General features: G+C 44.8%; 26 protein-coding genes. 7 read left to right on the top strand and 19 right to left on the bottom strand.

The window, feature by feature from the left end; genetic code table 11:
* Window position 1: 1 nt before the first annotated feature.
* From ABIC22_RS04375 to ABIC22_RS04435, 13 genes are all read right to left on the bottom strand, one after another.
* Window positions 2–982: an ABC transporter permease gene (locus ABIC22_RS04375; RefSeq protein WP_354478619.1), complete on the bottom strand. Its 981-nt coding sequence runs from the start codon at window positions 980–982 to the stop codon at window positions 2–4.
* Entirely contained in the window at window positions 979–1,974 is a 996-nt protein-coding gene (locus ABIC22_RS04380) for an ABC transporter permease (protein ID WP_354478622.1), read from the bottom strand. Before ABIC22_RS04380 ends, ABIC22_RS04375 begins: the two co-directional genes overlap by 4 nt.
* Before the next feature lie 42 nt (window positions 1,975–2,016).
* A complete protein-coding gene (locus ABIC22_RS04385; RefSeq protein ID WP_354478624.1) occupies window positions 2,017–3,660 on the bottom strand; it encodes an ABC transporter substrate-binding protein in 1,644 nt (547 codons plus the stop codon).
* Window positions 3,661–3,949: 289 nt separating this feature from the next.
* Window positions 3,950–4,180 (bottom strand): hypothetical protein, encoded by a 231-nt coding sequence (locus ABIC22_RS04390; RefSeq protein ID WP_127538006.1) that lies wholly within the window; start codon window positions 4,178–4,180, stop codon window positions 3,950–3,952.
* A 175-nt stretch (window positions 4,181–4,355) separates the two neighbouring features.
* On the bottom strand, window positions 4,356–5,780 hold the full coding sequence (locus ABIC22_RS04395) for an MFS transporter (RefSeq protein ID WP_354478627.1): 1,425 nt from the start codon (window positions 5,778–5,780) through the stop codon (window positions 4,356–4,358).
* Window positions 5,781–5,883: 103 nt separating this feature from the next.
* Window positions 5,884–6,471: a TetR/AcrR family transcriptional regulator gene (locus ABIC22_RS04400; RefSeq protein WP_354478630.1), complete on the bottom strand. Its 588-nt coding sequence runs from the start codon at window positions 6,469–6,471 to the stop codon at window positions 5,884–5,886.
* A gap of 107 nt (window positions 6,472–6,578) precedes the next feature.
* A complete protein-coding gene (locus tag ABIC22_RS04405) occupies window positions 6,579–7,040 on the bottom strand; it encodes a nuclear transport factor 2 family protein (RefSeq protein WP_354478632.1) in 462 nt (153 codons plus the stop codon).
* Window positions 7,041–7,116: 76 nt separating this feature from the next.
* A complete protein-coding gene (locus ABIC22_RS04410) occupies window positions 7,117–7,578 on the bottom strand; it encodes a nuclear transport factor 2 family protein (RefSeq protein ID WP_127538003.1) in 462 nt (153 codons plus the stop codon).
* 143 nt (window positions 7,579–7,721) lie between these two features.
* Complete coding sequence (locus ABIC22_RS04415) at window positions 7,722–8,171, bottom strand: nuclear transport factor 2 family protein (RefSeq protein WP_354478635.1); 450 nt, start codon at window positions 8,169–8,171, stop codon at window positions 7,722–7,724.
* A 94-nt stretch (window positions 8,172–8,265) separates the two neighbouring features.
* Window positions 8,266–9,279, bottom strand: a complete 1,014-nt coding sequence (locus tag ABIC22_RS04420) for an LLM class flavin-dependent oxidoreductase (protein WP_354478638.1) — start codon at window positions 9,277–9,279, stop codon at window positions 8,266–8,268.
* 418 nt (window positions 9,280–9,697) lie between these two features.
* Window positions 9,698–10,333, bottom strand: coding sequence for a type 1 glutamine amidotransferase family protein (locus ABIC22_RS04425; protein WP_354478641.1), 636 nt, complete (start codon window positions 10,331–10,333; stop codon window positions 9,698–9,700).
* A 75-nt stretch (window positions 10,334–10,408) separates the two neighbouring features.
* Window positions 10,409–11,371 (bottom strand): helix-turn-helix transcriptional regulator, encoded by a 963-nt coding sequence (locus ABIC22_RS04430; RefSeq protein WP_354478644.1) that lies wholly within the window; start codon window positions 11,369–11,371, stop codon window positions 10,409–10,411.
* 34 nt (window positions 11,372–11,405) lie between these two features.
* Entirely contained in the window at window positions 11,406–11,870 is a 465-nt protein-coding gene (locus tag ABIC22_RS04435) for an NUDIX hydrolase (RefSeq protein ID WP_354478646.1), read from the bottom strand.
* A 398-nt stretch (window positions 11,871–12,268) separates the two neighbouring features.
* On the opposite strand from ABIC22_RS04435, the gene ABIC22_RS04440 reads away from it, so the two are divergent.
* The gene (locus ABIC22_RS04440) at window positions 12,269–12,616 is read left to right on the top strand and encodes a hypothetical protein (protein WP_354478649.1); all 348 of its coding nucleotides are present in this window, start codon (window positions 12,269–12,271) and stop codon (window positions 12,614–12,616) included.
* 45 nt (window positions 12,617–12,661) lie between these two features.
* Window positions 12,662–14,320 carry an exosporium glycoprotein BclB-related protein gene (locus ABIC22_RS04445; RefSeq protein ID WP_354478651.1) on the top strand — a complete coding sequence of 553 codons (1,659 nt, stop codon included), beginning with the start codon at window positions 12,662–12,664 and terminating at the stop codon, window positions 14,318–14,320.
* Between the two features lie 231 nt (window positions 14,321–14,551).
* Here ABIC22_RS04445 and ABIC22_RS04450 read toward each other — a convergent pair whose 3' ends face one another.
* The 4 genes from ABIC22_RS04450 to ABIC22_RS04465 form a co-directional block, all read right to left on the bottom strand.
* Window positions 14,552–14,989 (bottom strand): rhodanese-like domain-containing protein, encoded by a 438-nt coding sequence (locus ABIC22_RS04450; protein WP_354478654.1) that lies wholly within the window; start codon window positions 14,987–14,989, stop codon window positions 14,552–14,554.
* Between the two features lie 94 nt (window positions 14,990–15,083).
* On the bottom strand, window positions 15,084–15,971 hold the full coding sequence (locus tag ABIC22_RS04455) for a LysR family transcriptional regulator (RefSeq protein WP_354478657.1): 888 nt from the start codon (window positions 15,969–15,971) through the stop codon (window positions 15,084–15,086).
* A gap of 443 nt (window positions 15,972–16,414) precedes the next feature.
* Window positions 16,415–17,635, bottom strand: coding sequence for a stalk domain-containing protein (locus ABIC22_RS04460; protein ID WP_354478660.1), 1,221 nt, complete (start codon window positions 17,633–17,635; stop codon window positions 16,415–16,417).
* Window positions 17,636–17,835: 200 nt separating this feature from the next.
* Window positions 17,836–18,342 carry a TetR/AcrR family transcriptional regulator gene (locus tag ABIC22_RS04465; RefSeq protein WP_354478663.1) on the bottom strand — a complete coding sequence of 169 codons (507 nt, stop codon included), beginning with the start codon at window positions 18,340–18,342 and terminating at the stop codon, window positions 17,836–17,838.
* 158 nt (window positions 18,343–18,500) lie between these two features.
* Between ABIC22_RS04465 and ABIC22_RS04470 the strand changes: the two genes are divergently transcribed.
* From ABIC22_RS04470 to ABIC22_RS04490, 5 genes are all read left to right on the top strand, one after another.
* Window positions 18,501–18,641, top strand: coding sequence for a hypothetical protein (locus ABIC22_RS04470; RefSeq protein ID WP_354478666.1), 141 nt, complete (start codon window positions 18,501–18,503; stop codon window positions 18,639–18,641).
* Window positions 18,638–19,615, top strand: coding sequence for an alpha/beta hydrolase (locus tag ABIC22_RS04475; protein WP_354478669.1), 978 nt, complete (start codon window positions 18,638–18,640; stop codon window positions 19,613–19,615). The genes ABIC22_RS04470 and ABIC22_RS04475 overlap by 4 nt, the downstream gene beginning before the upstream one ends.
* Before the next feature lie 52 nt (window positions 19,616–19,667).
* Window positions 19,668–20,822, top strand: coding sequence for a pectin acetylesterase-family hydrolase (locus tag ABIC22_RS04480; protein WP_354478672.1), 1,155 nt, complete (start codon window positions 19,668–19,670; stop codon window positions 20,820–20,822).
* A gap of 45 nt (window positions 20,823–20,867) precedes the next feature.
* Complete coding sequence (locus ABIC22_RS04485) at window positions 20,868–21,842, top strand: poly(ethylene terephthalate) hydrolase family protein (protein ID WP_354478674.1); 975 nt, start codon at window positions 20,868–20,870, stop codon at window positions 21,840–21,842.
* Window positions 21,843–21,942: 100 nt separating this feature from the next.
* A complete protein-coding gene (locus ABIC22_RS04490; RefSeq protein WP_354485846.1) occupies window positions 21,943–22,101 on the top strand; it encodes a maltose acetyltransferase domain-containing protein in 159 nt (52 codons plus the stop codon).
* Window positions 22,102–22,178: 77 nt separating this feature from the next.
* Here ABIC22_RS04490 and ABIC22_RS04495 read toward each other — a convergent pair whose 3' ends face one another.
* Window positions 22,179–22,556: a hypothetical protein gene (locus ABIC22_RS04495; RefSeq protein WP_354478676.1), complete on the bottom strand. Its 378-nt coding sequence runs from the start codon at window positions 22,554–22,556 to the stop codon at window positions 22,179–22,181.
* An 82-nt stretch (window positions 22,557–22,638) separates the two neighbouring features.
* Window positions 22,639–23,001 (bottom strand): hypothetical protein, encoded by a 363-nt coding sequence (locus tag ABIC22_RS04500; protein WP_354478679.1) that lies wholly within the window; start codon window positions 22,999–23,001, stop codon window positions 22,639–22,641.
* Between the last annotated feature and the right edge of the window lie 39 nt (window positions 23,002–23,040).

Consider the following 23,040-nt stretch of genomic DNA (forward strand, 5'->3'; position numbering starts at 1 on the left):
GTTATCCTCCCTCCCTTGAACTACCTGTCCCTGTCAAGACTTTCAAACTGTTCCCGAGCACATCAAAGGCACGAACGACCAATAACAGTGCCAGCCCCGGGAAAAAGGCAAGCCACCACATGCCTGCGGACAGATATCTCATCGACTCTGACAAAATAATCCCAATGGCCGGCTGCTGCGGCGACAGCCCGAGCCCCAGAAACGTAATTGCGGCCTCATGCAGAATGGCATGAGGGAAGATCAGCAATGTACCCACGAACAACTGTGGAACCAAGTGAGGAAGCATATGCTGTACGGCAATCCGGAACCGGGATTGACCCAGCCTGCGGGAAATATGAATATAGTCTGCAGATTTCAGCTGAATCATCTCCGCACGAACAATCCGGGCCAGATTCGGCCAGTGAGTCAGTGCGATGGCAGCCGCCACACCAGGCAGACCCCCACCGAAGACAAAGGCCAGCATCACGAGAGACACCAGATGAGGCACACTCAGGAACAGATCGATTAGCCATGAAACCACCCTGTCGGCAAGCTTCCCTGAAGCAGCGATCAACCCCAGCAGCAGCGCCACGACCCCTCCTCCGCACGCGGCAAGCAAACCAACCTGAATGCTGGTCGTCAATCCCTTCAGCGTGCGCATGAACATGTCCCGTCCCAACCAGTCCGTGCCGAAGGGATGTGCCCATAACGGGGCCAAATTCCGGTCTTTCAACGAAGTTAGCGTGGATTCTGCAGGGAGCACGAAACCTGCCAACCATACGATAACAATCCAGCCGAGTGCCAAACTCCCCCAGATCAAGGCTCGTTTGCGCGGGTTGGCATAGCGCGGCTGCTTCTCGAAGCCAGACACCCCTGGAGACAATCCAGCTTGACGCCTCCACCGTTTACCGTGATTCCGCTTCTCCGCTTCATCAGATCCACCTGACCGCAGCAGCGGCACAGCACGAATGGGTCTGGAGGACTGCTCCATTTCCTGCTTCATGTTAACAGTTCCTCCTTCATCCGCGGATCGATAAACCGATAGAGTATGTCTGCCAGCAGATTGCCGGTAAAAACAAAGATCGTGCTGCACAGTACAAGTCCGAGCAGCAGCGGCACATCCCCTCGCAGTCCAGCCTGAACGGTGGCCTGCCCCAGGCCCGGATAAGAAAATACCTGTTCTGCAAGAACAGCTCCTCCAAACAACTCACTGAACGAGGCAAACTGCAGCGTTAATGCGGGCAGCACAACATGTCTGAATCCATGCCTGCGAAACAGCTGCATGCCCCGTTCACCCCTTGCTCTGGCGAAGAGTATATAGTCCGAGTCCAGCACATCCAGCAGCTTCTGGCGGGTATGCAGAGCAATGGCTGCCACACCGGTCAGACTCAGGGTTAATGCAGGAAGAACCATATGCACGGCACGATCTGTCCATGTGACCTGATCGGCTGCCATCCCTGCGGGAACTCCCAGGCCAACCGGAAGCCAACCCAGCCACACGCCGAACACCATAAGCAGCAGCAAGGCCATCCAAAATACCGGAGTGGAAGCCAGCGTATAGCAATACCAACAGATCAAGCGATCCAGCACGGATTCCCGTTTCATCGCTGCGACTACACCCAAGCTGAAACCAATCAGACCGGATAAAATCCATGCCACCGCCATAAGCGCAACAGAATTCAGGAATCGTTCCTGAATGATATCCGCAACCGGCTGTCTGTAGATCATCGACGTTCCCAGATCACCCTGGAGCAACGCCTGTCCCCAGGTGAATAGACGCTGGGCAGGCGGGTCATTCAACCCCCACCGTTCTTCAATAAGACTTCGCTGCTCGGCACTCACTCTGATCATGTCTCCCCCGATGTAGGCCTCAATCGGGTCCACAGGCGAGAACTGCATCAATATAAAAGCCACCACGCTGACTCCTGCCAGCAGCGATAGGAGTCGCAGCAGCTTCACCCCAACAAACCTTCCCCATTCAAGAATGCCTGTCATACCATCTCTCCTCAATGTCGGTCAGAACTCGCACTATATTGCCTACTTCGAGTTATCATCCCAGGACCATTCCTCCAGATTGGATGTCACCGGCCAGCCATGTCCATGTGGGTGAATCTGTTGTTCACCAATGTTCAGGCCATCCTTCACCAGATACAGGTGATCAATATTGACCAGCCATGCCCAAGGGGCGTCGCCCTGATAACTGAATCCCGTCGTCCCGTCCCACTCTGCCTTCTGCCAGAACGGAAGGGCTTCCTCTTCACTCGTAGCTTGGAGAGCCTGCTGCATCCAGCTATCCACCGCCGGGTTGGAATACAGCCCCACATTGTAGTATCCCTCCCCCTTGTGCGTGCTGCTGTACAGATTGTAGGTTTCCAGCGGGTCATGACTTCCCCATCCGAATAACACGGCATTGGCGTAAGCCTGCTTTTTCGTCTCTTCACGGCTCTTGCCTTCCACATTGATTTTGATGCCAGCCTGGGCCGCCATATCCGCAGCAGCAAGGGCAATGGATTGTCTGGTCAGATCTCCTGCAAAATAGAGCAGGTTGAACTCGGCATCCATGCCGTTTTTCTCCACCACGCCATCACCGTCTGTATCTGTCCAGCCGCCAGCCGTCAGTATCCGCTTGGCTTCTTGAACATCCGCATCTGCGAATACAGCGTCCGGATTGCCCCATGGAAGGTCATCACTGACCGAATAGGCAGGACGACCATGACCCTCCAGCACGCCTTCAACCAATGCATTGCGGTCAATGGCTACGTTCACCGCTTGGCGGATGGCAAGGTCGGACGTCACATCGTTCCCTGCAGGGAAACCGTCAGCGGAAGTACCGCCCGCAGGCTGCATCGGAAACATAATTCCCCGGTTATCCACGGTTTTGACCGATTCCAGCGTCATGCCGCTTACCTGCTGCTTGCTGAATGCGGCGGGAATGGCTGCAATGTCGACTGAACCCGCTTGGGCTGCCGCAAAGGCTGCATCCTCGTCCAGATAGAGAAATGTCAGTTTGCGGAATGCAGACTTTTGACCGTAGTATTGCTCGTTTGCTTCCACAATGGCCTGTTGACCCTTATCCCACTGCACCAGCTTGTACGGACCGGAGCCGACAGGATGCTCAGCATAATCGGAGCCATAGGCATGTTCAGGCACAATTCCAAGTGTAGTCAGGATACTGATAAACGTGGATTGCGGAGACTTCAATGTAAACACGACCGTTGTTGAATCAGGAGCCTGCACTTCGGCCATATTCGTCAAATCGATAACCGATCCGCTGCTGGCCGCTGTTTCAAATGTGAACTTAACATCTTCCGCCGTCAGCGGTTCACCATCCGAGAACTTCACGTCATCCCGCAGCGAAACGGTCCAAGAGAGGCCATCTTCACTTACGGAATAGTCTGTTGCCAGGTCATTGACCAGATGCAGCTTGGCATCTCTTTTCAGCAGAGTACTCTGGAAAAGCGGCGAACCGTACTGCCCCCAGCCTGTTGTCGGATCAAACCCGCCTTCCGGCTCTGTCCCTACCGCAAGCACCAGCTCATCCCTTGAGTGAGAAGCAGCAAGTGCCTGGCTCTCTTGAACCGGTGAAGCACCTTGCGTGCATCCTGCGAGTCCAACTGCACACAATAGTAAAAGACTAAGCCCTGCCTGACTTGAACGTTTTTTCCATGAAATCCCGTGCATGTTTCCCTTTTCCCCCTTTTGAAATTGACCCCTTGCTCTCCTCTAGAAGGTGCAGCAATTCTCCCAACCAGATTCGTTCCAGTTCATATTCGTGTTACTATTTTTAGCAATTGTAGCACAATAGTAAAATCACGTGTCAATAAAGTTGACTTAACAATCCATATTTTTTCATTTATAAAGCTGTTCAGAAGAATCGGTCTGGAATTATTGAGTTTCTCAGATCATTAAGTAAGAATAGGTGACAACAAAAAAAGACTGTTGGTGATGAACCAGCAGTCTAATTGAATAACTACTTTGTTATCTTCTCTGCGGATACACTTAATGCACTAATTGAACCAAATACCCAAACAAAGGCTAGTAGATAAATCAGTTTAACTTGGGTATCCTCGTGAAAAATTAGGATACAGAAGAATAGAATAACTCCTGCAATCATTTGAATAGACATCATTGATCTTCTGAAGTAGATTGGAGCGAAAAAACATATTATACCCGCTAGAAAGATAAACGGTTCTTCAGCCATGTGCCTGCACTCCCTTACATCCTTTTTGTAGGAAAAACATCTATTACCATATCATGGAGTTAATGAATGGTAAATCATGTCAGTACTTACTTACAAATAAAAAAGCAAAAGACCCCGAGAAACGATTCTCTGTCTTTTACTTTTTCCAAATCCATATAGCTTGAGGTGTTGTTCATCAGTGAGCTACTTTCACTTGGTTGTCGGCCGACGGTTTAGCTTGTTTCAAAGCTAGGAAGGCAACTACGATGCCTAGTAAAGTTGTGGCAGCGGCGATAAAGAACGCCGTGTGGATGGCATGATTTAAATCAGTTGGAAGCATGTGTTCCAATGTCGCACCTGTTCCTAGACTCGCTGAAATAATAGCCATAATCACCGCAAGTCCGATCGCTCCACCAATTTGCTGACCCGTTGAGATTAATGCCGAAGCAACGCCCTGCTCTTTCGGCTCAATTCCTGCACTGCCTGCGATAAACATCGTCGTAAACACCAAAGCCTGACCAATACCAATAACGACTGTACCTGGGATGATTCCCCATGCCGAGCCGGTTTCCGATAGCCCCGTCAGCATTAGGAATCCGATCATACCTAGTCCCATCCCCGTTGCAATGGTACCGGCTACATCCACCTTGCTTAACATCCCATTAATCAGCTTAGCCCCAACAAATGCACTAAGCGTCAAAGGCAAGAAGCTAAATCCGGATTGAACGGCTGAAAATTCAAGCACACCTTGGGTATACAAAGTCATGAAATAATATAATGAACCAAATGAAGCCGAGAAGAGAAATGCGATAAGTGCAGCTCCCGTCAGATTACGATTTCTAAACATCCGGAAGGAGATCAGCGGTTCTTTTGTACGTTTCTCGATCAAGACAAAAGCTAGTAACATCAGCACCCCAATCAAGGCAACTGGAAATGTGGAAGCACTTACCCAGCCTTCAACGGGTGCTTGGATTAAATAATAGACAACAAGTAGCAGACCTGCAGTAACGGATATCGTTCCCGCTGCATCATAGTGTTTAGTGGTAGTGGACACCTTGCTTTCTTTCAAAACAAAAGGTGCAAGAATGACGACGAGAAGTGCGATCGGCACATTTACCAGGAAGGTCGCTTCCCATCCGATATAACTTGTCAGAACCCCTCCTAGCAGTAAACCGAGCGACATCCCCACTCCGCCCATCGCGGCCCAGATTCCCATGGCACGGTTTCGTTCAGGTCCTTCCTCGAAATTAGACATGATTAGCGATAACGTTGCCGGCGAAAGTAATGCTCCACCCAAACCTTGCAGGGCTCTGGCTACGATCAACATCAGTTGGGACTCTGCCAGCCCGCCAAGCAGCGATCCTACTCCGAAAAGTCCGATAGCAACCATAAACATGCGTCTTCTGCCCATCAGGTCCGACAGTCTTCCTCCGATGAGTAAAAAACCACCGAATGCGAGTGAATATGCACTAACCACCCACTGGAGGTGATTGGCGGAGAAGCCAAGCTCATTACCTAAGGACGGCATGGCTACAAATATAATCGTGTAATCCAGTGCCAAAACCAACTGTGAAATGGCTAGAATGAATAAGGCTAAACCTTTAAATCGCGTTGAATTCATCTTCTTAATTCCTTTCACTTGCAGACAACGGTCTGCAACCTATAATAATTTTTGACCATTTGATCTATTTTGAGGAAAAAGGAATGAAGCACCGTATGACGCTTCATCCTTGTTCCAATACCGAAAGTGTAATGGTTGTGATCTGCTCAATGACGAGCGGATCGTCAGTTAATTTTGCGACTTGCGTTAGCCCATATCGTGAATGGTACAAGTACCGCGCCATGGCACGCATATCCTGATTCGTACTGAACTCTCCCTGCTGCTGGCCGCGTATCAACGCGTCGTACAAAGCCTCTTCCAATCGAATTTTGTCCTGTTCGAAAAGTTCAGCAATCTCTGGATCATGCGGCACTTGGTCAATCGCACTATAGAGAATAAAGCACTCCTTGCGGCGCTGCTCATCTCTTAATGTGTCTCCAATGACGTTGAATATATCCGTGATCGCTTGCTTCACTGGTGTCGTCTCTGCCAAATATGCGACAACTGCAGAGGACTTCTCGTCCACGTAATGTTTCGTTGCCTTCAAAAACAGATCCCGCTTCGTACCATACGTATCGTACAAGCTTTGACGTGCAATACCTAGCCCATCAAGCAGAAGGTGCATGGAGGTGCCTTCATAACCATAATGTCCAAACACCTCCATTGCCTTATGCAGCACGAGATTCGTATCAAATTCTTTGCTTCTAGCCAAATGGAAAGCCTCCTTTCTCCTCCTCTATGCTAACGATATTAGATCGTTCAGTCAAGATGAGGCAAATGGTGGTTTCCAGGAAAGATCTCCTGCCGCCCTGCCTTAGGTTACTCCGAAAAACGTACGGCATCATTCACGCTGCCGACCGACTCAATGGCCACGAGTGGATTCCAGAAATCCCGGTAGCGTGTAATCAGCCCATTTTTGGTCTCCACTACGCTGATATAGGTCTGGTTGTACGGGTTGCCCGTTTCCCGGTGCTTCCCAATTGAGTTGAACTCGGCCACAACCAACTCCGGATCAAGCGTCAGATGAAACTGAAGATCCGTAAATTCGACCTCAAAATGTTTCGGGAAGTTCTGCATGTAATCGTACAGCTCCACTTTGCCTTCCTTGCGATCCGGGAATCCGGCAGGTCCATACGGGAACTCCAGCACGCCGTTCTCTTCCCACAGATCAACCCATGCCTTAATGTCTCCGCCGGACAGGTGCTTCAGGTGGTTGCGGAAGGCTTGCTGTGCTCTTTCACGTACGATTTCTACTTCTTGCGTCATCATTTGGTTTGTCATGGTTATATTCCTCCAGTTAATTGGTTTTATTTAGACTAATCGATCTGATTTGTTCAAAAAAATAATTGATCTTCCCTTACTCCGAAAAACGTACGGCATCATTCACGCTGCCGACCGACTCAATGGCCACAAGTGGATTCCAGAAATCCCGGTAGCGCGTAATCAGCCCATTTTTGGTCTCTACGACGCTGATATAGGTCTGGTTGTACGGGTTGCCTGTTTCCCGGTGCTTGCCGGACGACTTAAATTCTGCGACGACCAGCTCGGGATCAATCGTCAAATGGAACTGAAGATCCGTAAATTCGACCTCAAAATGTTTCGGGAAGTTCTGCATGTAGTCGTACAGCTCCGCTTTGCCTTCCTTGCGATCCGGGAATCCGGCAGGTCCATACGGGAACTCCAGCACGCCGTTCTCTTCCCACAGATCAACCCATGCCTTAATGTCTCCGCCGGACAGGTGCTTCAGGTGGTTGCGGAAGGCTTGCTGTGCTCTTTCACGTACGATTTCTACTTCTTGCGTCATCATTTGGTTTGTCATGGTATATTCCTCCAGTTAATTGGTTTTAAAAATAGATCGTTCAGTCCAAAATCTTTAAAAAAATAGTCTCTACTACTCTGAAGCTTCAGCACATCCGACTCTAGATAAAATCATTTAAAACGATTGGTTACCTATTCATTTTCTTAAACTTCTCTAAGGCGAATCGCAGGCTTTAGGAGCGGTGAACTAAAGTTGAACCAAAAATCCCGATAGTGCTTAATGAAGCCGTCTTTGGTCTCCACGACGCTAATGTACGTCTGGTTATGTGGACTGCCTGTCTCCCTATGCCATCCAACTGCCTTGAACTCCGCAATCACAAGCTCCGGATCAGTCATCGGATGAAAAACCAGCTCAGTAAAATTCACGTCAAATCGCTTCGGGAAATCCTTCATGTAGTCATACAACTCAGATTTGCCGATCTTCTTTTCCTGAGATCTTTCTGGACCGTAAGGAAATTCGAAAATGCCATCTTCCTGCCACAACTCTACCCAAGCCTTTATATTGCCGCCAGCTATATGCTTCAGATAGTTGCGAAATGTGTCTTGCGCTCTTTCCCGAATACCTTCCTGCGTCAAACTTGCTTCTCGAATCATCTTCGATTACGACCTCCTTTCATTGTTGACCATTTGATCTAGAATTATCATATCATTACCGGAACGATTGGTCAATAATTATTTTCGTTCTTTTTTATGACCAGATTTCCTTCACTGTTTCAGCCACTATCTCAAATGATCGCATACGAGCCTGATGATCGTAAATGTGGCTCGTGATAATGAATTCGTCCGCTTCTGTTGCTTCATAAATAGCAGGCAGCTTCTCTCGAATGGTCGTCTGATCACCAATAATACCAAAGTCCAGTTGTTTGGAAATAAGCGCCTTCTCATGGGGTTGCCATAATGCATCCATATTTTCTACCGGTGGCTGGAATTTATCCGGTCGACCGTGCAGTAGGCTTAAGACCTGCTGCGCTTCTGAAGTAGCAAGGTAGCGTGCTTCATCTACGTTGTCAGCTGCCATGACGGTCAATCCTATCATGACATAGGGATCTGCCAATGTTTTTGATGGAATGAAGGAATTACGATACGCATTCAGCGCTTTATGCAATCCATCTGGGGCAAAATGGCTTGCGAATGCGAACGGCAAGCCGAGGCGTCCTGCCAACTGTGCGCTGACATCGCTTGAACCCAGCAGCCATATCGGAATGTTCAGCCCTTCACCAGGGACTGCACGTACACCTGAATGATTCGGATGGTATGTGGCATCCAGATAAGTACGCAACTCGTTCAGCAGCTCCGGAAATTCCGCTCCGTTAGCTCCTAATGTTCTCCGCAGCGCTTGAGTTGTCCGCATATCCGTGCCAGAGGCTCTACCTAAGCCCAAATCAATGCGTCCCGGGAACAAAGATTCCAATGTTCCGAACTGTTCCGCTACGACAAGCGGCGCGTGATTGGGCAGCATTACCCCGCCGGACCCCACTCGGATCTTCTCGGTACCGTTTGCGACATGCCCAATAAGGAGCGAAGTAGCCGAACTCGCAATTCCCGGCATGTTATGGTGCTCAGCGAGCCAGAACCGATGGTAGCCCAGCTTCTCAGCGTGACGAGCGAGATCCAACGTTCGTCGGTAAGCATCCTGGGCTGATCCCCCAGCCAATATCGGAGCCAGATCTAGCACAGAAAGTTTAGGTATAAATTTAGACATTTCAATTCAACCTCCATTATAATTTGACCATTCAGTCTGAAAAGAGCAAAAAAATAAATGATTACACGTATCTTTGATGTTATGATGCTCTCATTAATCATGTATTGATGCCCTCTTTGTGAATTGAGTATACCAATTCCAGAACAAACGGTCAATAATTATTTTTAACTTGTTCTCGATATTCTCCAAGAATCAAATTCGTAGAAAAGTTTTTACTTCCCTGCCCGTTAGCTGAATAAAAGCAGCCGATCACATTGATCAGCTGCTTTTGTATAACATTGAACTAACGTTTTCCCTGATCTTAACTCTCTTTTAACCACAGTGGTAAAAGGAGTAACGATGCAGTGTGAGTAATCTACGGTAGAACTTCATTATTTTTATTTGAACGAATATAAAACTGCTAAGTTGATTTTTTAGCTCAGCTATTTATTGAGTTCATTAACTGGAAGAAGTATTCAGGTTTATGAGTCTTATTTAGGTTATACCATGAATGTAATGTATCTGGTGCAAATACATCTAATTTTTTCAGTACTTCCATCGCAAATTCCAGAGGAGCTATTCCTGATGCAGTAACTAAATTCGTATCAGATACCGCCGCAGATCCCATCTCATAGAACTTTTCTCCTTTATAATTAGGACATACCATTTTTGTGTATTCCAAATTATTACTTGTATGCTTTCTAGTATCTAAGTATCCCCTATTCGCAAGGGCCTCCGTTGCACCACAAATTGCAGCAACAATAGTGCCAAGCTCTAAAGCTTGGCCAATCCTTTCCAAGATAGGTTGATGAATTTCTTCATTCCAGGTAGTCCCTCCTGGCAAAATTAAAAGATCTCCACTCTCAAGAGTACATTCTTCAAGGGATATCTCTGGTTTCATGCTCAGTCCTCCCATTGTAGTAATCATTTCTTTATTAGCTCCTACTGTAATTACTTTTAAAGGCACTACATCTTTTTTGAAATATCTTCCCGTGTTTAGTTCAGCAACTAAATATCCATATTCCCAGTCCGACATTGTATTAAATACATATAGAAAAACTTTTTTGGTTTGCATCCAATAACACTCCAATCCCAATTGATATAGCCAACTGTAACATGACTTCACTGACAACTAGCGTCAGGGAAGTCATCAGTTTTGATGAAAATTTATTAATTCAGACAAAACTTCAATCATTCTTTTCTTAAGGCTGATTGGCTCAACAATTCGAATAGATTTACCGTACGATAAAAGGAAATAAGGTACATATGTATGTATCAACTCTTTCTCAAAGTTAAATACGGCTTGATTTGAAGTCCGCTCTTGTAAATAATGTCCTAAAAACCAATGTTGGCAAATATCAGCTAATACACTTTTATCCCCATGAATAACCAAAGAAATAATCTCTTCCTTATCTTCTATAGTTGGAAGAAAATTTTTCATAAAAAAGGCACGTGCTGAAAAATTTTCTGGCTGGTCAAACTTATTTTCGGTTAGCATTAGATCTTCAATTCGATCTACTCTAAAACTACGGATATCACTCCTAAGATGGCAAAATCCAATCACATACCACTTATTGTTCCAATAGATAAGTCTGTACGGATCAACCAATCTATCCTTTATTTGCTTTCCGCCACTTTTATGGTGGAGAATTTTTACTGAATACCCGCCAGCTACGGCCTGCTCCAACTCCTTCAAAAAAGGCTGCATAGAGAGTGAACTTAATCGACTTATAACTTCAAGACTAGTTAAATGATGGTTTATCTTGGTTTCCTGCTCTTGATTTGAGTATTTACTTAGTTTTGAAATGGCCCTATTTAATGCTTCACCTCCATAATATCCGGCTTCTTCTGCAAAAACTGCTGCATGTAATAGTGAAGTTTGCTCCTCAAAATCAAAAAAAAGAGGTGCCTCAATAAAATTGTTCATTAAAGTGTATCCACCGTTATGTCCTGGTTCTGAAATGATAGGTACGCCACTTGTTGAAATGGTATCGATATAACGATACACAGTCCTTATGTTCATCTCTAACTTTTCTGAGATTTGTTTTGCAGTCATTTTTTCACCTGATCGAAGCATCCATAGAATTGCTAGCATGTTGTCTATTTTAGGCACGTAATTCCACCTCTATATAAATTCTCTTGTTAGTTTAAACCATGTTCTCCAGAGAGCTGTTGAATAAGGTTAACGAGTATTCCTTTTGAGAGATCAAATTTTGGGTGATCCGTTGTATGACCTCTTTATCGCGGAGCTCCAGGAAATCTGGGATCAACAAATCCGCAGGTGCTATCCATTTCGAATCAATGATCTCCGCTTTATCTAACAGAAGAGAACCACCGATGATTTCACCAATAAAATGAAATAAAATAACCTGATGATTTGTACTACTCATGAAATTGTAAATACCTGTAGTGGCTGTAAGTTTAACATCGTACCCGGTTTCTTCCTTTGCTTCTCGACGTGCCGCCTCTAGAATATCTTCATGATATTCGATTCTCCCTGACGGGAAGTTCCACGTATTCCTAACCGTTGCTTTGTTTTCCTTAATCATAAGCAGCTTACCTTCATGTTTTATCGAAACACTCACAACCAATACAATCCCGTTTTGAGTCACGCTGAAAAACCTCCATAATTAGAAAATCAATCTACCATCATCGAACTTACCTACCGATCCCCAATATTCCCTCGCTAAATCTGGTAACATCCTCATCTGAAAATGCCTAAATACGGATTCAGCATCATCTAGGGTAAGAACAACCAGCTTCAACCGATCTGTAACGATGTCAGGAAATATCATGGACAATTCTGAGGACCTCCGTTAAATCAATTTTACCAATATTTAGACTAACACATAATCCAGCTATTCTGCTTAATAGATTAAGGAAGATTGATAATGGATGAACTGACCCTGTGTTTAATCCACACCGCTTGTTTAGTGCCTGAATATTACTGTATTTAGCTTAATGAAAATTACCGCTAGAGTATGAGGTCATAGAAGGTGGGATGGGAAAAATGGCTAATTTATCAACTGGGCCGATAGAAAACAATCCCGTTTCCGGGGTTAGACCGACACAACAGGTTACGATTAGATTGGTAAGTCGTGCTGCGGACTCTCTAACTGTATCTGTCCAAGGGTATGTGCTTAGCACAACAAGAACACTGTATGTGAGTGAAGTAATCAGTATCGCCCCTAACGAAGCAGTGACCAGGAATTATTTTGCGGATCTAGATGCTTATGAGTTTGTTTTTGAAACAAGCACGGAAGGTGCAGAGCAAGTAGGGATCTCAGTGTGGGGCAAACAAGCCTCCGGACAATTGGTTGATGCACATCGTGTAGTAGATCACGAAAAAAACAGTTAAGAAAAGTCTGGCAGATAAATCTGCTCAAAAGAAGGAGATGTGGCGATGAGCTTTTTATCGACAGGGCCAATAGAAAATAACGCTGTGAACGGTGTAAGACCGACTCAAACAGTTACCATCAGAATCGATAACCGCAGCGATGTGACAGCAACATCCGTACAAATACAGGGGTACTACATGGATGGTGGATTGAGGGTTTTGTATGTCAGTGAGTCTTTAAACATCGCCCCCAATCAAGTAGTAACCAACAATTATTTTGCCAACTTTGATGCGTTCGAGTTTACTTTTACAACAACCACGACGGTTAATGATCCTATACAGGTATCCGTCTGGGGCAAGAGCAGCACAGGCTCTTTAGTTACTGCCCATCGCTTGGTCTCTTCCGAATTGCTGGGTGATGTTCCAGGCATCACCGGAGTCACAGGCGCGACGGGCTCTCCGGGGTCCACCGGTGTAACAGGTGCAACAGGCTCTCCAGGTTCTACCGGTGTAACAGGTGCAACAGGCTCTCCGGGGGCTCCGGGTGCGACAGGCGCGACGGGCTCTCCGGGGGCTACCGGTGTGACAGGCGCGACAGGCTCTCCGGGGGCTACCGGTGTGACAGGCGCGACAGGCTCTCCAGGTTCTACCGGTGTAACAGGTGCAACAGGCTCTCCGGGGGCTCCGGGTGCGACAGGCGCGACGGGCTCTCCGGGGGCTACCGGTGTGACAGGCGCGACAGGCTCTCCGGGGGCTACCGGTGTGACAGGCGCGACAGGCTCTCCGGGGGCTACCGGTGTAACAGGTGCAACAGGCTCTCCGGGGGCTACTGGTGTGACAGGCGCGACGGGCTCTCCGGGGGCTACTGGCGTAACAGGTGCAACAGGTTCTCCGGGGGCTACTGGCGTAACAGGTGCAACAGGTTCTCCGGGGGCTACTGGTGTGACAGGCGCGACAGGCTCTCCAGGTTCTACCGGTGTCACAGGTGCGACGGGCTCTCCGGGGGCTACCGGTGAGACGGGTGCGACGGGGGCTCCGGGGGCTACTGGTGTCACAGGCGCAACGGGGGCTCCGGGTTCTACTGGTGTCACAGGTGCGACGGGCTCCCCAGGTTCTACCGGTGAGACGGGGGCTCCAGGCACAACCGGAGTCACCGGAGCGACAGGTGCTCCAGGTTCTACCGGGGCTACTGGAGCGGCAGGTGCCGGAGCTATCATTCCTTATGCATCCGGACTTCCAGTTGCACTGACTACCGTATTAGGGGGACTTTTGAATACCTCCAGTTTAGTTGGATTTGGCAACAGTGCTTCAGGTGTAAGTGTCAACGGAGGAATCATTGATCTCACAGGCGCTGCCGGCACCTTGCTAAACTTTGCTTTCTCCGCATCACGTTCAGGAACGATTACTTCACTGGCCGCTTATTTCAGTACGACAGCTGGACTAAGCTTGGTTGGATCTACCATAACCATAACTGCACAACTATTCAGATCTACTACACCAAATAACTCCTTTACGGCTGTACCGGGTGCTGTAGTAACCTTGACGCCTTCATTGACCGGTGTCTTGGCACTCGGAACAATATCCAGCGGATTGACAACAGGATTGAGCATTCCGGTAACTGCCGGTGACCGCCTGCTTATGGTGTTCTCGGCATCAGTAACAGCGGGAATTGATGTGGCTACAACTTTGGCCGGATATGCAAGCGGCGGACTTAGCATCACTTAACGTGAAGTTCAGTTTCATATTAAATTGAGATACACAGACCCTTCGCCGATCATGGCGGGGGGTCTCAATCTATCTATAAGCACACAAGTGGTCTATTTTGCCCGCTTGCTGAACAAAAGCAGCCGATCACATGGATCAGCTGCTTACTACATATATTCAGTTATCGTTTCCCGTTATCAGTTATCGTTTCCCGTTAATTGAACTTTCCATTTTGATCGTTTGTTCATCAGCTTACCCGATCATGCATGCTGAATGACCAAGCGTACCCTCTACCTCGTTTCCTTCCTTACGCCAGTACTCCATGCCTCCAAGCATTTCTTTCACCTGAAAACCCAGACGGGATAAGCGGGCTGCTCCTTTGCTGGCGCCATTGCAAGCTGGTCCCCAGCAGTAGACGACGATGACCTTATCTCTGGTCAAAGACGCCGTTGTTGCTTCGCTGATCGTGTTGGAAGGAAGACTAAGAGCTCCCGGGATATGGCATTCTCCATAAGCAATAGAGCTTCTTACGTCGATGAGTACAAAGTCATTGAGACCATGCGTCATATCATGTTTTACATCTGAGACGTCCGTTTCTACGGCAAGCTTGTTCATGAAATGCTGATGAATGTACTCAGGCGAAGGAGCAGGCGTCTCTAAGACGAGGGAATATCGGATTTGATTTGTCATTTGGGTTACCTCCAAGGGGGCTGATTTGATTTCTTGCAATCAATGTAACACAGCCTCTAACCATGGAGTTATCGATAGAAATCTATAAGATACTTCAATCATATTGATAATTGGTTCCACTGATTAAATCCACGAAACCTTGAAAAGCTTTGGACTTCCACTTTTTTTTAGAATAAATGAGTTGCGTATAAAATCTACACTCCGGATGGACGAAAGGAACCGCGACAATTTGGCCCTTACAGATTTCCTCGGCAACCGCTATACGCGGCAGCAAGGCAATTCCAAGATCATAAATAACGCACTGCTTGATTGCTTCCAAATTGCCGAATTCGTAGGAAAGACTGTAATTCACTTGATTCCTTTTCAAAACATTGAGAAGCATGGACCGGTAAGTACAGCCATCTTCTGTCATAATCAACGATTCACCCTCAAGATCTTCAATGTGGACTTCACTTTGACAAGCAAGTTTATGATCAGGATTCGTGATAAAAACTAACGTTTCCTCCCTCAAATTGCTGCAGTGAAGATCGGGATCCTTAAATGGAGGATCCAAAATGATCCCTATGTCTAGTTCGCCACTTTTGACTGACTCAATAATATAAGGTTCGTTACCAGGCTGGATGATCACATTGATACCAGGATATTCTCCACGATACTTTTGAAGATATGGCGGAAGGCAGAAGGCAGCCAATGTCTCGATAGTTCCTATGGACAGTTTTCCCTTGGATTGTTTTGATACGACTTCTTTGGACTCTTCATGCAGTCTGTGTATATCGTTGGCGTATTGCAACAGCGTTTCGCCAGCCAACGTTAGTTTCATTCCCCTGCCAAAACGTTCTAAGAGAACGACCCCGTAAGCTTCCTCCAGCTTCTGAATCTGAGTCGTGATGCTGGACTGTGCATATCCAAGTGTTTCCGCGGCTCGCGTATAGCTTCCCCACTTCGCCACTTCCCGAAAGGTTTTCAAATAAGTTAGTTCCACTAGCATCCCCCACCTTTGCAAGTTCCCGATACTCTATCATGAACTCTCGGTTATGACAATTGAATTATCAAAATTAATGATCTTACCTAGCTATAACTATTGATAACTTTGAGGATAATCCGCATTGTATGATTGGTGCAGTGTTGAGGAATACAGATGTAGAGCGAATCGCGGATAGCGAGCTTGAAGTGCTGTAACCATTTTGCGGAAAGTAATCATAGAACAACAATCTGAGTAACCCAAAGCTTTAAAAAGCTTTAACTTTCATTAAACTAACCTGCCCGTTAGTCGAACAAAAGCAGCCGATCATATTGATCAGCTGCTTTCTTAGTTTTAACGATATCGTTTCCCGTTAGTTTATTTACGGTCTGCATATTTTACTCTTGTTTTGAAGCATGGTCATTGCGTCCTTATCTTCAAAGATTATTCTGTAATTATGCTACTTAATTTTTGAAAATCAAGACCATATGCTTGCTTCCCATATATTCAACGGAAGTATTTAACTGCTCCGCTACAAAACGAACAGGAACGAACGCACTGCCGTTCTTCAGAAGTAAAGGAGCATCTTGCATCACCGTTTGCTGGTTTACTTTTACCTGCCTGTTCCCTACCGCCCAACGAATCGTTTTACCATCCTTCTGAATCGTTACCTCTTTGGTGCTCTGTTTCCAATTCACGGCTGCCCCAAGCTTCTCGGAGATGAAACGGATCGGCACATAGGTACGTCCCGTCTGAATAAATGGCGCTGCGGTAATACGATAAGCACTGTCTCCAACATAAGCAGTCGTGCTGCCGATCACCAAGCGCTGTGTCTTACGCTGACCGCCAGGCAACTCATTTCCTGCCATTTTCACAAATAATTTATATGTTTTCGATCCCTTGCTTAAATCTAAATAGTTATTTTGCAGTGCAAGTGGTTCAATGAATGCACCCGTATCATAATACGGTAAAAAACCACGTTGTTGGAGCGGCTCTAAATCCCAGACTCGATTGTTTTTCAAATAGAGGTAAGCCAACATTTGAAGATTTCTCAACGGCTCCAAATCATAAATCTGGTTAGATGATAAATCCAGAGAAAGTAAGTTAGTTAATTTAGATAACGGAGCAAGATCTTTGATGTTATTATTCGCAGCATCGAGTCTCCAAAGATTAACCAATCCTGCTAGCGGCTTTAGATCAGTGATCTTGTTAGAACTTATGGACAACGTATTCAGATTAACTAGTCCCGCTAGCGGTGAAAGATCATTGATTTGGTTGCTAGCTAGAGATAAATCTGTTAACTTCGTTAACTTCCCAAGGGGCTTAATATCCTCAATTTGATTGTCGCTCAGATCCAATGTTGTCAAATTTACAGCATCGGATAGAGGTGAAATATCAGCAATTTGATTTCTGCTTAAAGAGAGCCTCGTCATATTGACTGCATACTCCAAACCCTGCAAACTCTTAATTCCTTTACCCGCTAAAGGAACGTCGGTCAGTGACTCTAAATCCTCTTTTGTTAGGGATTCATCGTCGTTTTTATTCAATAATGACTTAATCGCTTGTTCTAGATTGGAATCCTCAAAAGCCAAAGGCTGTTGGTTAGACGCCTCCATGTAAGCCTGTCCTGGTAAGCCCAGACCCAAGACAAAGATAATTATTAATCCAGCAAGGTATTTCTTCATTCTGACCATTCCTCTCCAATCCCTGTATAAACTAGCCAATAGTTGCTTCAATTAGTACGCAATTTGGATAAAAAAGTTGTATTGAAGAGTAATGTAAATAGTTGAATAAAAACAGCCAATCACATGATCAGCTGCTTTCTTGTTGTTATGAGCTAACGTTTCCCGTTAGCTTAATCCTTCTATTCAAAGAAGCGCAACCATTATTTCATACCGTGTAATGAGAGGAGCGACGACATGGTCTCGGCTGATTCTTGCATGCCTCGACCAATCCATTCTTCAATCCAGCCATACGTCCCGTAGGCGATAAACGATGTAACGTAGGCTGTCATATTGTCATATTCGGTTTTAGGTCCGTAGAGCGCGATGTAGGTATTTAAAAACAGATGAAACAAATTTCGTTTTTTTAGCAATTGATAGAATACGCTATTTTCTTTTAAATGTTTAAATAAACTTCCATATAGTTCGGCATTAGAGTCTTTATTTACTAGCTGATATTCAGCGTCCCACTTCGAGATTAAATTCTTTATGTGTTTCATTAAAATATCCTCTTTATCGACATAATTCCGATAGAACGAATTTCTACTCACCTGTGCTTTCGCAGTTATTTGCCTTATAGATATTTGAGAAAGGTCGTATTCCACTAATAGCTGTATGGCAGCTTCCGTAATTTGTTGTTTGACAAAAGTGTTTTTTTCTTCGTTGTTCATGATGGTACATTTCCTCCTGATCTGTGCCATTTATGGTGTACATATTGATCTTGTAAATAAGGGCTGGTACATTTGACACGTCGGTAGAGTACAACTGCTGCATCAGATTGTCAAGGACAATGGTACGGTCTGTAAATGCAAAGATAAAGGAGCCATATATGACAAAACTTTTTACGATGAAACGAATTGTTATTCTCGCTGCCATTATGATTTTCGGGTTGATTTTAGGAAGACTGGCAGTACGAATGTTAATTAATTTAATGGTTGGCGGATCATTGTTCGGCGGTAATTTTCTATGAGAACAAGTAAAAAGAAAGGAAACAAAACAGGCCTATTTATTCTGCTTTGCGTAGGAGCGTTTATCGTTTCTTTTGCAGGATCGGCGATATTCAAAGTGACTTATACTTCCCCGGCATTAAAAAAATATTCGGTAGACTGGAACGATGAGATGGGAACGGTTTATACCGACATTGCTTACGGAGACGGCGAAGCAAATAAATTCGATTTATATGTACCCGCTAATCATACAAAAGAAAATTATGGGCTTGTCGTATATCTCCATGCGGGAGGATTCACTACGGGCGATAAATCGGATGACGCACAAATGCTTCAATGGTTGTCCTCAAAAGGTTATGTGGCAGCAGGAATCAATTACACCTTACGTGATGAAGAACACCCTGATTCCAGTGTTTATTCACAGTCCATGGAAATCAAAAGTAGTATTCCCGCTATTGTTGAAGAAGCTAAAAAGTTAGGATACAACCTTGATTCCATGGCGATATCTGGAGGTTCCGCGGGCGGAACGCTGGCGATGCTTTATGCATACCGCGATGCGGATGAATCACCGATTCCGGTGAAAATGCTGTTTGAAGCTGTAGGGCCATCTAGTTTCTATCCGGAAGACTGGTCTGTATATGGCCTCGATCAGAATCCGGAGGCGGCATCAGGTCTGTTTTCAATCATGGCCGGTACTGAAATCACTGCGGATATGTTTGGCACGGAAGCTTTTGAAGAGGCAATCAAACCGATTTCAGCATACATGTGGGTCAATGAAAATTCGGTGCCTACGGTCTCCGCATATGGCGTATACGACATAGTGTGCCCGTTTGATACAGTGAAGCATTTGACCAATGCACTAGAAGAAAACAATGTCACGCATGAGTACATTGAATTCCCACATTCGGGACATGCCCTTCAAAATGACAATGCTCTGTATATAAAGTACATGGAGACAGTAGAAAAATATCTGGATACTTATATACCGGTCAAATAAACAGAAGGTTATCTTGATACCTATATGCCTATGAAATAATTGGGGGACCATTATGAAGAAAGTATTGAAAATTCTGAGTATTATACTTGCTGTGATTTTGGTTATTTTGTTAGGAGTTTATCTATTTGTTTTACAATATCCAAACCTAAAAGATGATCCGAAAGTCGACAAATGGTATCGCGTTACAACTAATGAGATGAAATCATCGGATGGAAGCAAATACCGCGCGTTTTTTAAAAAAGGCAGTGAAAATAAAGTAATGGTTTACTTCGCAGGTGGCGGAGTCAGTGTTAATGAAGAAACGGCAAGGGACAAAACTTATAATACAAAAGAAATTTTTATAGATTATGCAGCAAATCTCACAATGAACCTGGGTGGTATTGCTACAGCGGCGGACAACAACCCTTTTAAAGACTGGACTGTAATCTCGTTCCCGTATGCAACAGGAGATTTTCATGCAGGAACCGGAGAATTCAAGTATGCAGACAAAAACGGTATTGAAAAAACCCTGTACCATAATGGATATCATAATTTCACAGCTACGATGAAAGAAGTTATGGAGCATGCCGGTATTGATAATCCAGATGCGGTTTTGGTTACAGGCTACAGTGCTGGTGGATGGGGGGCATCTTTACTTGCCGATGATGTATTTAGCAATTATTTTCCTTATGCAAAAAGCAAGACGGTTTTAGTAGATTCATCTTTGGCTTTAAATGAAGACTGGCATAATATTGCAACAGATGTTTGGAAATCACCCAAGCATATTTCTGATCGAATCGTATCCAATAATATCTCGTTAGACAGTTTAACTGCACTTCATCAGAAGTGGGCAGATCAGGTTAATATTTTATTTGACTCATCGACCAGAGACGGTGATTTAGCAAAGGTACAAAATTATTTTGATACAGGAAACATGGAGACGGATGAAGAAAAAGCAGATATCTATCAGAAGATCCTAAAGGAAAGTATACCGAAATTAAAAAAACAAGCGGGTGCTTATTTATTTATCTGGGATGGTTTACCCTGGTATGATGACCCACGGAATTTAACCATGCATACAATCATTGCAACCCCTTATTTTTATAACCGATTTGAAAATGTAAATATGTCCATATCCGAATGGACAATGAATGCGGTTAATGGCAAGCTGGAGGATTATGGACTGGATTTGGTCGACAAGAACTACCCTTCGACTAATGAAAACTAAATAATGCAACAACATGAATGAAGAAAGTTGGAGGGAACTCTGAAGATGGGGATTTTGAAAACCACTCTGAAAATTGCGTTAATTATCGTTACTATCCTAGCCTTATTGGTTACGGCAGGGATTACATTCTTTAAATATAAGAGTACACATTATTACAAGTTCACAAAAACAGAGCAGCCCATCGAGAAGCGATATACTGCACTTGGAGCATATGAAGTATCGTTTGCAGAATTTGATGCTCAGGATGAGACAATCAATAAATATGAAATCTGGTATCCGAGAGAACTGGAAAGCAGCGACATCGAATATCCAGTCGTTGTAGTTGCCAACGGAACAGGAATTCCTGCCAGCTCATATAAATCATTTTTCAAGCATCTGGCTTCATGGGGTTTTATCGTCATTGGCAATGAAGATGGAAATTCAAGAACAGGCATTTCTTCAGAATCAAGTCTTAAATTCCTGCTGGCACTAAATGAAGACAACAACAGTATATTTTATGGTAAAATGGATCCAGCTCATATCGGAATCGGCGGCCATTCACAGGGTGGCGTCGGAGCAATTAACGCAGTGACGTCTCAAGAGCATGGAAACATGTATAAGGCACTATATGCGGTCAGTGCTACTTCTCCATACTGGGGACAGGAAAACATATTTGGACTAGACTGGAGCTATGATCTTTCAAAGATCAACATACCAACTTTCCTGACTGCGGGTACAGGTAATTTTGATGCGGGTACTGCCGAAAATATCACGGCGAGTGAAGGACAAGGAATTAGCCCGCTTTGGTCACTTCGGGTAAACTATGAGGCGCTTCCCAATTCTATTGAAAAAATCATCGCCAGGAAGACGGCTGTCGACCACGGTGAAACATACCAGGCAATCGACGGTTACATGACCGCATGGTTCATATGGCATCTGCAGGGAGATGAAGAAGCAGCCAAAGCATTTAAAGGCAGAAACGCGGAAATTCAACATAACAGCCTGTACCGGGATGTCCAAAGCAATATCCATTGTTGGTAATTACAAATTTTTATAGTCACTGAATTATCGAGAGAAAATCAAATATGTTATGGGGGGGGGGTGAAATGACTGAAAGAGAAAAATCACATGCTGGCTTGTTATACAACCTAATGACCCAGAGCTTGTTGCCGATCGTGATGTCACTATGAAGAAATTGTACGACTACAACAATTTACACCCACTGGAGCGCAATTTAAGACGTGCTCTCCTATTTTTCGCCCTATTTATGATGGGGCTCCCGTGTTTAATCTTCAACTAACCTGCCCGTTAGTTGAACAAAAGCAGCCGATCTCATGGATCAGCTGCTCTTAATTGTATTGAAGTAATGTTTCCATTTTAGTTTAATGATTCTTTAAAAAATCCAACAGGATAGTTATTCTCTTCTTCCACATCTACATCAGGGTACCGATTAAAGATCTTTTGAAAATTATCGCTTTCTATCAAATGGTCCACAATTTTTTCAATTCTTCCCCGGCTTATGAAGTCAATTAACACCATGTCGCTAGACCAGAAATATGCACCTTTCATGCACTCACCAGTTTGTATATTCTTCTGCCTTAACGTCTGTATATTTTGGTAAGTGAAAAAGCTAGCACCCCATTTTGAGCGATCCGGAAATACTACAATTACATCCGTATTAGCATCATTAATGTCCCATGAGCCTACAGGCCAGCTTTCAGCTTCTATCCACACATGACGATCCGAACAGCGCATGCTAGTCTCCTTTAAAAGTAGTTGGGCTACCGTTTCCCGTCAGCGAAATCCCGCAATAACCATTTATCTAAGCCATGTATTTTTACTGGAGAAAAGGGTTGTTTTGTGATGGAGTTAAACCGATAAACTCCTCGTTATCTACAGGTTTTAAACTAATTAACTCTTCTCCAAACTGCTTGTTAAGCTCTTCGACTTCACTGTCCGTTAGTTCTGCCTGCACAACAATTTTTCCAATATCAGATTCGTAGTATATTCTTTGTTTTTTCCCTGATACATTGTGATCAACATGGTGTGCTATCGATTTCAATAATGCCTGCAACTCACTTGAAGAATATTTGGATAATTTGGCATCTTTTACTGAGGTATTTACGCCCAGAAAACTACACCCCGTAACCAAAGAAACGTACACAAAAACTAAACACAAAACAAAAAGATATTTACGCATCATAGCCCCCTATAACACTTTTATAATATCATCTAACTA

Origin of the sequence: Paenibacillus sp. PvP094 (assembly GCF_040546835.1) — a bacterium.
Taxonomy (GTDB): domain Bacteria; phylum Bacillota; class Bacilli; order Paenibacillales; family Paenibacillaceae; genus Paenibacillus; species Paenibacillus illinoisensis.